A 10,505-nucleotide genomic window follows, 5' to 3' on the forward strand; every position below is an offset into this window, starting at 1 on the left:
TCGAGAGGTGTACGTGCGGTTTGGGAGGGAGGGGATGCAAGTCCTGTAAAGGACAAGCTGAACCTTACCTCATGACAGCACTTTGTTTTTGGGAGGCAAGGAGAAATCCACGCTCAAGGAAATTTCGGAACTGCTGGGGAAAGAGACCATTGATCTCTATAACCAGTCCGAAAACCGGGGCAGCCAGGTTTCTCACGGCCTCAGTTATCAGAAATTAGGAAAGGATATGCCATACTTGTTCGTGAAGAGTTCAGTTGCCTTATAAATTCGCATGAACAGGGACACGAACAACTGGATTCCGGAAAACTGAATACAGGAGGTCACAAATGAAAGAACTGCCAGAAAGAATCCATGACGATACCAACGGTCTTGACTACGTTCTTGTGGGTGATTATTACATTCCCGCCCTGCGGCTGACGGAGGAATCCCGCCCAATCGGGCATTGGGGGCGCAGGCGTAAAGCCTATCTGGAAGAAGCCCGCCCCGCCCTTTATTGCAGCCTGCTGTTGTCAGGGAAACTCTGGACGCACCTTGCCGACGTGGACGAGCAGGCACAGGAGCGGCTTGACCTTATCATGGAGCAGATGAAAGCCGCCGAGGGCGTGACGGAGAAATTGAAAGCGGATGACCAGCTTGAATGGGTGCGCCGCTGCAATTCTATCCGCAACCGGGCGGAGGAAATTATCTATGCGGAACTGGTCTATGCGTAATGCGGCTGGCTCCTGTCTGGAAAAAGCGGCTCTAAAGCCGGAAAATTGAACATAGGACACACGATACAGTAAAGAGGACTGCTAACCGGATTTTACGGGAATGGCAGCCCTTTTTGCGTCATTCTTTCGTTTTTTTCTTCCCAAACAGGGACAGCAGCTTTGATTTTCCACGCTGGCTGGCAGATACGGGGAGAAGGGGGGATTTCTTGAACACACGGGCAAGGGTGGCACGTTCCTCTTCCGGGAGGCTCATATAGTCAATGCCGAATACCCGGCAGATAGTAAACGCCCGCTTTTCGTCCGCCGTGCCTTTGTGCATGAGGGCGTCCAGCAGTATCACCGGGATGTTCCTGGCAAAATCCGCTGCGGGGGTTTCCGGCTCGGCAGTGGTCTTGTCGGATTCGTGCCGGGTGCGGAGGTCTTTTACAATCCGGTCAAGGTCATCATGGATAACATGGCTGAAAAACAGTTCCTCGCTGACCTGCCCTAATTCTAAAGTACGCATATAGAGGTCGTTTTCAGGGGGCTGCCGCTGTTCTATGACGGACTGCCTTGCTTTTTCCAGAACTAAGTTCATGTCATGGATACGCATATCCGCAATCCGGTCAATGCAGACTTCCATATCCGTCAGCAGGCGCAGGAATCCGGGATGGCAGACAAACTCACAGAGGAGCCGGTTGTTCAGTGCGCCGCTTTTTAACAAATCAACTGTGGAATCATTCAAGTGCAGCTCATGCAGGGCGGTGTTCGGGTGGTTCTTATTTTCGGTCAGCCCCATGAGGTAATCCATGGAAAGACCGTAGTATTCCGCCAGCTTTGCAAGGTTGAACGGGCTTATATCCGTGCATTTGTCGGATTCATATTTTCCCAGCGTGGCTCTTGCTATGCCTGTTGCCTTTTCCAGTTCCGCAAGGGTCATGCGGCGGCTGGTTCTCTCGTCTTTTAATTCCTCCTGAAGCGTCAGTTTTATATACATTGCGCCCCTCCTCTCAAAACAGGGTTCATGACCATTATAGCACAGGGCATTTCCGAAAGCGTGGAAATTTTGGTTTTTCGGGAATTTTTCCAGCCTTTCGGACATACGGGGGAAGCCGGTTTATTTTGATAAGATTTCAGTGTCACAGGACATGGAAAACAGAATGACCGGCTGCAAGTGATATCGTTCCCGGAGAAGTAGTGCCATGACAGGAGCATACCAAAGGGACGGAAAACGCTGGGGTGATTCCGGGCAGGAACGGATTGCAGGCAAAACGGCAGGGAAACAAACTTTCAATTATGGAGGAAGGAACATGAAGTTAAGCATTGAGGAAAAGAAGATTTTATATGCCTTCGGGTGCGGGAGCCATGAGAACACCGTCCGCAGGCTGAAATGGGTCACTGCCCTGACGGTGGATGAAAAAGTGAAACGCCGGGTGCTGTGCCTGGCAAGGAAGCTGGATGACGGCGGAGCCGGGGAATGGTATCCCTGTTTTTACCGCCATCTCCGTTTGGAAATGGAAGGATATTTTGAAGCAAAGAAGCATATCCGCATGGTTGAAAAAAGCACAGACTGGGAGGGATTTTATGGGAAAGCCGTCTAAGTATGAAAAGGAAACGATTGTCAACTTCAACGAGGGTGAGAAGGAAGCCAGTATTTACACATTCAATGCGGACTTGAAGCGGCGGCTGGCGGAGTTCAGCAAAAAATATCCGCTCCTGTGCCGTTTGGAGAAGTCCACGCCGGAAGGGAGCGTGACCTATGTTCTGGATAAGTCCCGGCTGTCTATCCGGCTGGTTCCGCCTTACAGTGAGGAACGGCGGGCGGCGGCGAGGGCATATGCCAAAGAACACGGCTTCAAGTCCATGCCGGGCGGGAAGGATATTGCCTGATTTGGGGGCGTTTTACGGTCAAAACAACGGGTGCGGAGCCGGTATTTTCCCCGTGGTTGACGGTGGAGGTATCAGACATCAGGGAAGCCCCGGACGGCGGAAATGCCTGTTTTGGGCGTGTTTTTCCGGCTGTCATGGGGCATGGATGGGGTTTCTGTGGGAAATCAGAACGAGTGCGGTGCGTTCTGATTTCCTGATACGGAAAAAAGGGAGCCGTCTTTGACGTGGGCGGACGCAGCGCACTCACGTTGGCAGCGGTTCAGGCATGGCGGATATGGGGCAGCTTTCCCGGTTCCGGGGCTGTGACTTTGCGGGAATACAGAGGGCGGCAGCCTTCTGTGCGGGGTACAGGGGCGCAGCAGCCCTGTTGGGGTCAAGGGGCAACGCCCATTGGCGGGTTAAGGGCGGCAGTCCTTATCGGGTCAAGGGTGAAACGCCTTGCCCAGCTAGAGTTGATGCCTGCGTCAACTCGTACTGGGTATTACCTGACGCAAGCCCCGCAGGTTCGGCAGCTTCGCAGCCCCTCCCGCCGCCCGGAAATCGGTAAAAAGGAAAGGGGGATTTTGGATTGAAACTGACACGGCACAACGGACGCTCCGGCAAAAACGGCACATACAACCCACGCCACAATGACCGCCGCTTTGACGTGGAAAACAGCGGGCATATTGATTCGGAGCGGGCAAAGAAAAACGTGTACTGGGACTGTTACCGGGGCTATACCACCGCCGGGAGCCGGGAGGATTCCTCCCAGCCGGATTTCAGCTTTGAGCAGATAGAACTGGCTTATTACACCGAGAATTATTCGGATTTCATTGAAGCCCAGAACGCAAGGAACGAGAAGAACCGGCACACGGAACGCAACCGCACGGTGGGGGATTTGTTAAAGAACAATAAGACCTGCCCGGAGGAAAGCATTTACCAGATTGGGACGGTGGAGGAATCCGTCCCGCCGGAAACCTTGTTCCAGATTGTAAATGAGTTTTACGGGGAGTTTGAACGGCGGTTCGGCTCCCACGTCCACCTTTTGGACTGGGCGCTCCATCTGGACGAGGGGACGCCGCATATCCATGAGCGCCATGTATTCGACTGCAAAAACCGGTACGGGGAGTTATGCCCCCAGCAGGAAAAGGCGCTGGAAGAACTGGGAGTGCCGCTTCCCTCCCCGGACAAGCCGAAGGGGAAGAACAACAACCGGAAGCAGACCTTTGATTCCATCTGCCGGACAATGCTGTTTGACATCAGCAGGCGGCACGGGGTTCATCTGGAACAGGAGCCGTCCTACGGCGGGCGGGATTATCTGGAAAAGCAGGACTTCATCATTGAAAAACAGAAGAAAATACTCTCCGCACAGGGGGAAGCCTTGACGAAAAACACCGTAGCCATAGCGGAGCAGGAAAAGAAGTTTGATAAAGCCGCAAAAGCCGTTTCAGAAAAAGAAAAGGAACTGGAAAAGCAGGAGGGGCTGATTGCGGAAAAAGGGCGGGAACTTTCGGAAAAGCAGGCGGCACTTGCCACTGTCACCATGAAGATTGCAGACATGGAATCGCTGGTGGAGGAAGTGGCGGACACGGCTTATGAGAAAGCCTGCGAAGTTGTGGCGGATACCGTCCGGGCGGAAACGCAGAAGGAGGACATCCGGGCGGTGGAGGATTACAAAAAGTGGCTGGCTTCGCCGGAACGGAAAGCCCCGCAGGAGAAAAGGGATTTCGCCGTGAAGTGCCTGTGTACGGTTCAGGAGCAGATTAAAAATGCGGCGCAGAAAGTGTTAAGGAAAGTCCAGTCTGCGCTCCAAAAGCCGGAGGTGAGCCGTGCAAACAAGGAGCAGATTAAAGAGAAGGCAAGGGAATCCATGAAGGACAGGCTCGCAAGGGGGAAAATAGAAGCTGACCGGGTGAACCGGGAGCGCATGGAGCGCAGGAACGTAAGGGCAGCAACAAAAAAAGATATGGAGATTTGAAGCATTTGCTTTCCGCTGTGGAAATGGCAGATGCTTTTTTATTTCCGGGAAGGGACGGTATGAATGTATTTGAAGCAGTAAAGGAAAATGTAACGGCAAGGCAGGCGGCGGAAATGTACGGCATCTGGGTGAACCGGAACGGCATGGCGTGCTGCCCTTTCCATGATGACAGGAATCCCAGCTTGAAGGTGGATAAGCGGTTCCATTGCTTCGGCTGCCAGGCGGACGGGGACGTGATTGACTTTGTGGCAAGGCTTTACGGGCTGCCCGGTCTGGAAGCGGCGAAAAAGCTGGCTTCAGATTTTGGCATTTCTTATGACAGCCGGGGGCGGGCTTCCCCAAAACCGGCAAGACGGAGCGTGTCGGCAGAACTGCGGTTCTTGCAGGCGGAGCGGAAATGCTTCCGGGTGCTTAGTGATTATCTACATCTGTTGGAGCGGTGGGAAACGGCATATGCGCCGAAATCGCCGGGGGACGGGTGGAACCCGCTGTTCGTGGAAGCCATGCAGAAACGGGAGTATGTGGGTTATCTTTTAGACACGCTGCTGACCGGGACAAAGGAGGAAAAAGCCGCAGTCATCACGGGGCATGGGAAGGAGGTGGAACGGATTGAGCGGAGGGTATCAAAGTTTGCCGCCAGAGGTCAGGCAAGCCGTGGGAACAGCCGTAGACAGCATGGACGGTGAAAAGACGGTGGGGGAAGTCCGGCAGATGCTGGAAACCACCCAGAAGGGGCAGACCGCCAACACGCCGGGGAATTACAGGGCGGTGTTTTTGCATGACCCGCTGCTTCGAGGGGCGTTCAGCAGCAACCTCCTGACTGACCGGGTTGACATTGTGAAGCCCCTTGGCTGGTATCGGGACGGGAGCCGCCTGACGGACGTGGATATTCAATATCTGGTTCTATACTTGGAGGAACACTACGGGCTGACCTCGGAAAAGCGGATTGAGGGGGCTATCAAGGTCGCCGCCAATGAATACCGGTATCACCCTGTCCGTGATTATTTAAACAGCCTGCAATGGGACGGGACGGAGCGGGTGCGCTATGCCCTGCGCCATTTCCTCGGTGCGGAGGTAAATGATTACAATTACGAAGTCCTCCTGCTGTTCATGCTGGGGGCAGTGACACGGGTATTCAAGCCGGGGACAAAGTTTGAGGTCATGCTCTGTCTGGTGGGCGGTCAGGGAGCCGGGAAGTCCACCTTCTTTCGGTTCCTTGCTGTCCGTGATGAGTGGTTTTCCGATGACCTGCGGAAGCTGGACGATGATAACGTATACCGGAAGCTGCAAGGGCATTGGATTATTGAAATGTCAGAAATGATTGCCACGGCAAACGCAAAGAGCATTGAGGATATTAAGTCCTTTTTGAGCCGCCAGAAGGAAACCTACAAAGCCCCTTATGAAGTCCACCCAAAAGACCATAAGCGGCAGTGCGTGTTTGCCGGGACTTCCAACACGCTGGACTTCCTGCCCCTTGACCGAACCGGGAACCGGCGTTTCCTGCCGGTGCAGGTGCAGGCGGAAGCGGCGGAGGTTCACATTCTGGAAGATGAAGCCGCTTCCAGAGCCTACATCGGGCAGATGTGGGCGGAGGTCATGGAGGTTTACCGGAAAGGCGATGTAAAGCTGAAACTAAGCCCAGCAATGGAGCGGTATCTGAAAGAACACCAACGGTCATTCATGCCGGAGGACACCCTAGCCACCCGGATTCTGAACTTCTTGGACGGGTACGGTGGGAAGATGGTATGCTCCTTGCAAATCTACCATGAAGGGCTGGGACACCCGGATTATGAGGAACCGAAGCAGTATGACATTCGTGATATTAACTCCATCATGAAGAATTATGCGGCGGGCTGGAAAGCCTTTGAGAATCCACGGCATTTCCCGCCGCCCTATAACCGGCAGAAGGGCTGGGAACGGGCGGAGCCGCCTGACAACGGAGGGCATGGGAAATCGGGTTTCCAGCCTTTGCCCGAAGGGGAAGCCGTCCAGCTTGGGCTGCCGGAGGAATGGCTGGAAGGAGAAAAGCCATAGCCGGTTGCCGGCTGGTTGCCCCTCCCGTTGTCAAGCCCGTTGCCGGGAAGAGAGGCTGCAAATGCCGTATTTCCGGGCTTTTTCTTTTCCTGACAACGAAAGCAACGGAAAAATAGAAAGAAAATCAATCAGGACAGGAAACGGGAAGCTGGGTTTTGTGTGCGGGGTTTTTTAACGTCCGTTGTCAGACCCCGTTGTCAGGCTCCCACCTGCCCGGCAGCACACGACACACGCCCGGACGGAGCCGTCCGGGTATCTTTATGGAGGTAAATGCCTATGGCAAAACAAGCAGACCGCCCGGCGCAGAGCCGGAACAAAAAGAAAAAGGTGCAGTTTATCGTGTCCCGTGAGTTTGCGGGCAGCCAGACCATGCAGGAAGCTTTTGAGCAGCTTATCGAGAGGCAGACCTGTGAGCGGTTCGAGGAATGGCAGAAACGGCAGGCAGGCTAAAGGGCGGAAACCGGAGAAAAACCGGGAATCTTGCAGAAAACAGTTGAACAAATGGCGGGGGCATGGTATTATCATGGTATCGTGTCCCTGTTCATAGAAGGAGAAGCCTATGAGCAGGAAGAATCATCTATCGAATCAGAAAATAACCGCCCTCTATTGCAGGATTTCCCTTGATGACGGCAGCCAGAATGAGAGCATGAGCATCTCCAACCAGAAACTTATGCTCAAAGATTACGCTGAAAAGAACGGTATGCCCCGGTATGAGTATTACGTGGACGACGGGTATACGGGAAGGAATTTCAACCGCCCTTCGTTTAGGCGTATGATTGCCGACATTGAAGCGGGGAAGGTGGGCTGCGTGATAACCAAAGACCTTTCAAGGCTTGGGAGGAACTATATTGAAGCGGGCAGTTATATCGAAATCTTTTTCCCGAAACACAATGTAAGGTATATAGCGGTCACGGACGGCGTGGACAGCCTGACCCGTCAGGAGATGGACATTACGCCGTTCAAAAATATCCTGAATGACATGTACAGCCGGGATATTTCAAAGAAAGTGCTGGCTGGTCGTATGACACGCTCACGTCAGGGGAAGTTTGGCGGCGGGCAGCCGCCCCTTGGCTTGATGCGTGACCCGGAGGAAAGGGGACACCTTATCCTTGACCCGGAAACAGCACCTACTATCCGTAAAATCTATGACCTTGCCTTAAACGGCTGGGGGTGTATGCGGATAGCCAAACAACTGATGGAGGATAAAATCCCCATCACACGGGTAAAAAGCAATACGGAATGTGACGTGAATTATTATTCGTGGGGGAGCGCAAGGATTAGCCATATCCTGCGGAACCCGTTTTACAAGGGCGCACATCTTGTCTGCCGGACGCACCAGAAGGGAATCCGCTCCAATACCTATGACATCATCCCCCGTGAGGAATGGGAAGTCCTTGAGGGCTGCCATGAAGCCATCGTAAGCCCGGAGGACTGGGAGAAGGTGCAGGAACTGATTGACCGCCGCCCTCCCATCATGGAGGGGAACGCCTGCCCCTTCTATAACCTGTTCCACGGCATTATCTACTGTGCCACCTGCGGGAAGTCCATGCAGGTACGCTATGAGAAAGTAGGCAGAACCGGGAAGAACCGCTTTACCGGCGAGGAACGGGAGCCGATAGACAAGGCGTATTATATCTGCCAGACGTATAACCGGCTGGGGAAGAACTCCTGCACCAGCCATAAGGTGGAAGCCAGGGATTTGTACAATCTTGTGTTGAGGGACATTCAGGAACTTGCAACAATGGCGTTGAAAGACGTGGAATCGTTCTACCAGCGGATTAGCAGCCGCATGGAGCGGCGGTATCTGGCGGACGCTTCGGAGATGGAGAAGGAGCGGGAACGGCTGGAAGCAAGGAACCGGGAGATTGACGATATGTTTTTGAACCTGTATACCGACAAGGCAAAGGGAATCCTGTCCGAGCAGCGGTTTGTGAAGCTGACGGCGGCAATGGAACGGGAACAGGAGGAAAACCAGAAGCAGCTAAAAGAACTGGCACTCTCCTTGCGCCGTTCCAATGAGCAGGAAAGCGACGTCCGCACCTTTATCCGTGAAATCCGGCAGTATGCCACGATACAGGAATTGGACGAGGGTATCTTAAACCGCCTTATCAGCCGGATTCTGGTGGGTGAGGTGAAAAAGGTTGACGGGGAGAAGTTTCAGGAAATCAAAATCATTTATAACTTTGTCGGGGAGATACCGGCGGTAACAGAATAACGGCAATGCCCTTCTCTCTTTTTGGGGGAAGGGTTTTCTTTTTGTCTGTACACGAAAAAGAAGCCGGGTTTCCTACTCTCCGGCTTCCGGGATAAACTCTAAGTGGTCTAAGGCATAGCGCAGAGCCATACACATCAATTCATTTCGGGAGCGGTCGCTTTTTGCCGCCAGAGAGTCAAATTCTTCCTGCAATTCCCGGTCTAACCGCAGCGTCATAACGATTGACTTATCTTCCTTTTTGTCGGGTTTCTTCTGACGTACCACAAACTTATCTGCCATGTTACACCTCCGTATTACGTTTCTGCAACCATTATAAACGATTCTTCTTGACATTTATATAACACATGGTAAAATACAAATATGTAATACATAATAGTGTTACAAAATAAAAAGGAGGTCATGGAAGTGAAAAATGTACTGGAACAGCTTTATAACGGTGAAATCTTCCCGGCGGAGCAGTATGCCCCTAAAGGTGAAGAATACCGGAAAATCCATCAGGGGCATTACCACCACTATGAGGACTTTATTGAGGTATTGGCTAAGCTGGAGCCGCCCCTTGACAAGCGGTTTATTAAAATCATGGACGAACAGCTTGACGTAATCCCGTTTGAGTTCTCGGAAATGTTTATTGACGGTTTTAAGCTGGGGGCAAAGATGATGGCAGAGGTTTTCAGGGACGAGTAGAAGGACTGGGACAGGAAAAGGCAGACGCTTTGACGGGAGCGGCTGCCTTTTTTGGGGTTGCTGACAAGCTGGAATTTTATCTATTTTCCATAATCATTTCTTTGCACTTCCATTCTTCACCTAGAACACAGTATGTTTCTGTTGTATCAAGAACTACATCGTTAAAACCGACTGCTTTATAACAGTAATAAGCTGGAAGATTATTCTCAAAAACGCCCAGTGATACTTTTTTTGCTCCATATATCTCAAATACAAATTTTAACCCTAACTGGAGCATAGCTTTTCCATAGCCTTTTCCTCTCCTGTGAGGATTTACAATAACAAATCCAAAACGTAATTCATCCAATGATTCATCAGGATTCCTTAGCGTAAAAAAGCCAACAATTCCGGTTTCATCAAATGCAGTAAACGGCATTAGAGATTCAACAAAAGAAAATTCCTTTTGTGTTATCGGATAATTACCGAGTATGCCTGCTGTCCATTGATAAAATGATTTTTCGTCTTGACACCACGATAATATTGTATCTACATCCGAAGTTCTATATGGCTTTATTCTAATCATACATTTTTCCTCGCAAATTCTTTAGGTTAGAATCGATGATGGGGTAAACGAAAAAGCAGTTTTGACATTCCAGTGAACTGCCCCTTCGTTTACACCATTTTCGATTTGACCTCATTGAACAAAGTGAGCGTCCGGGTAGTCATTACCTATGGACTTTCAATCTTTTGTACTTACCTGTGATTATACAGGATTTTCTGTGCAGAAGCTACAGAAATCAAGTATTTTCAGATAAATAGGTACGACAACAAAACCTCAAGCTTTGAGGCTTTAGAAAATGTATGAAAGAATAAGCTTTTAACATCTTTGTGGTATTCGAAGCTGTGGTTTTCCAAGATGCCCGCCACAGGATTTACACACACAAATGTTTATCTCATAAAGCTGTTTTAATATTTCCGGTATCTCCTTACCTCGAAGCTTCGAGAGATACTTTTGGCATCCAAGGAGATTCCGGCATAAAGTAAGCTTCTTGTGTTT

General features: G+C 51.3%; 12 protein-coding genes and 2 pseudogenes. 10 read left to right on the forward strand and 4 right to left on the reverse strand.

Translation table 11 applies throughout. From position 1 onward, the window contains the following. Nucleotides 1-73: 73 nt before the first annotated feature. Nucleotides 74-229, forward strand: a pseudogene (locus NSA57_RS18600) (TraM recognition domain-containing protein); the annotation flags it as partial. Between the two features lie 97 nt (nt 230-326). Beyond that, nucleotides 327-710, forward strand: coding sequence for a TnpV protein (locus NSA57_RS18605; protein WP_150838770.1), 384 nt, complete (start codon nt 327-329; stop codon nt 708-710). Nucleotides 711-828: 118 nt separating this feature from the next. On the opposite strand, the gene NSA57_RS18610 is transcribed toward NSA57_RS18605, so the two are convergent. Beyond that, nucleotides 829-1,686 carry a helix-turn-helix domain-containing protein gene (locus NSA57_RS18610; protein ID WP_257465748.1) on the reverse strand — a complete coding sequence of 286 codons (858 nt, stop codon included), beginning with the start codon at nt 1,684-1,686 and terminating at the stop codon, nt 829-831. A gap of 205 nt (nt 1,687-1,891) precedes the next feature. Between NSA57_RS18610 and NSA57_RS18615 the strand changes: the two genes are divergently transcribed. From NSA57_RS18615 to NSA57_RS18645, 7 genes are all read left to right on the forward strand, one after another. Further along, a complete protein-coding gene (locus tag NSA57_RS18615) occupies nt 1,892-2,290 on the forward strand; it encodes a hypothetical protein (protein ID WP_257465749.1) in 399 nt (132 codons plus the stop codon). Beyond that, nucleotides 2,274-2,579 carry a molecular chaperone gene (locus NSA57_RS18620; protein ID WP_120412423.1) on the forward strand — a complete coding sequence of 102 codons (306 nt, stop codon included), beginning with the start codon at nt 2,274-2,276 and terminating at the stop codon, nt 2,577-2,579. The genes NSA57_RS18615 and NSA57_RS18620 overlap by 17 nt, the downstream gene beginning before the upstream one ends. A gap of 568 nt (nt 2,580-3,147) precedes the next feature. After that, nucleotides 3,148-4,536: a plasmid recombination protein gene (locus NSA57_RS18625; protein ID WP_257465750.1), complete on the forward strand. Its 1,389-nt coding sequence runs from the start codon at nt 3,148-3,150 to the stop codon at nt 4,534-4,536. A 59-nt stretch (nt 4,537-4,595) separates the two neighbouring features. Then, nucleotides 4,596-5,222 (forward strand): CHC2 zinc finger domain-containing protein, encoded by a 627-nt coding sequence (locus tag NSA57_RS18630; RefSeq protein ID WP_257465751.1) that lies wholly within the window; start codon nt 4,596-4,598, stop codon nt 5,220-5,222. Next, complete coding sequence (locus NSA57_RS18635) at nt 5,212-6,570, forward strand: virulence-associated E family protein (protein WP_257465755.1); 1,359 nt, start codon at nt 5,212-5,214, stop codon at nt 6,568-6,570. Before NSA57_RS18630 ends, NSA57_RS18635 begins: the two co-directional genes overlap by 11 nt. A gap of 276 nt (nt 6,571-6,846) precedes the next feature. Continuing rightward, the gene (locus tag NSA57_RS18640) at nt 6,847-7,020 is read left to right on the forward strand and encodes a hypothetical protein (protein ID WP_004054174.1); all 174 of its coding nucleotides are present in this window, start codon (nt 6,847-6,849) and stop codon (nt 7,018-7,020) included. Between the two features lie 109 nt (nt 7,021-7,129). Continuing rightward, nucleotides 7,130-8,785 (forward strand): recombinase family protein, encoded by a 1,656-nt coding sequence (locus NSA57_RS18645; RefSeq protein ID WP_257465752.1) that lies wholly within the window; start codon nt 7,130-7,132, stop codon nt 8,783-8,785. 72 nt (nt 8,786-8,857) lie between these two features. Here NSA57_RS18645 and NSA57_RS18650 read toward each other — a convergent pair whose 3' ends face one another. Continuing rightward, on the reverse strand, nt 8,858-9,064 hold the full coding sequence (locus NSA57_RS18650; RefSeq protein ID WP_160276093.1) for a ribbon-helix-helix protein, CopG family: 207 nt from the start codon (nt 9,062-9,064) through the stop codon (nt 8,858-8,860). Nucleotides 9,065-9,184: 120 nt separating this feature from the next. Between NSA57_RS18650 and NSA57_RS18655 the strand changes: the two genes are divergently transcribed. Then, entirely contained in the window at nt 9,185-9,469 is a 285-nt protein-coding gene (locus tag NSA57_RS18655) for a DUF6809 family protein (protein ID WP_257465753.1), read from the forward strand. 76 nt (nt 9,470-9,545) lie between these two features. On the opposite strand, the gene NSA57_RS18660 is transcribed toward NSA57_RS18655, so the two are convergent. After that, the gene (locus NSA57_RS18660) at nt 9,546-10,031 is read right to left on the reverse strand and encodes a GNAT family N-acetyltransferase (protein WP_257465754.1); all 486 of its coding nucleotides are present in this window, start codon (nt 10,029-10,031) and stop codon (nt 9,546-9,548) included. A 294-nt stretch (nt 10,032-10,325) separates the two neighbouring features. Beyond that, nucleotides 10,326-10,505: pseudogene (locus NSA57_RS20055) on the reverse strand (IS91 family transposase); the annotation flags it as partial.

The organism is Blautia caecimuris, assembly GCF_024622975.1.
Lineage (GTDB): Bacteria > Bacillota > Clostridia > Lachnospirales > Lachnospiraceae > Blautia_A > Blautia_A caecimuris.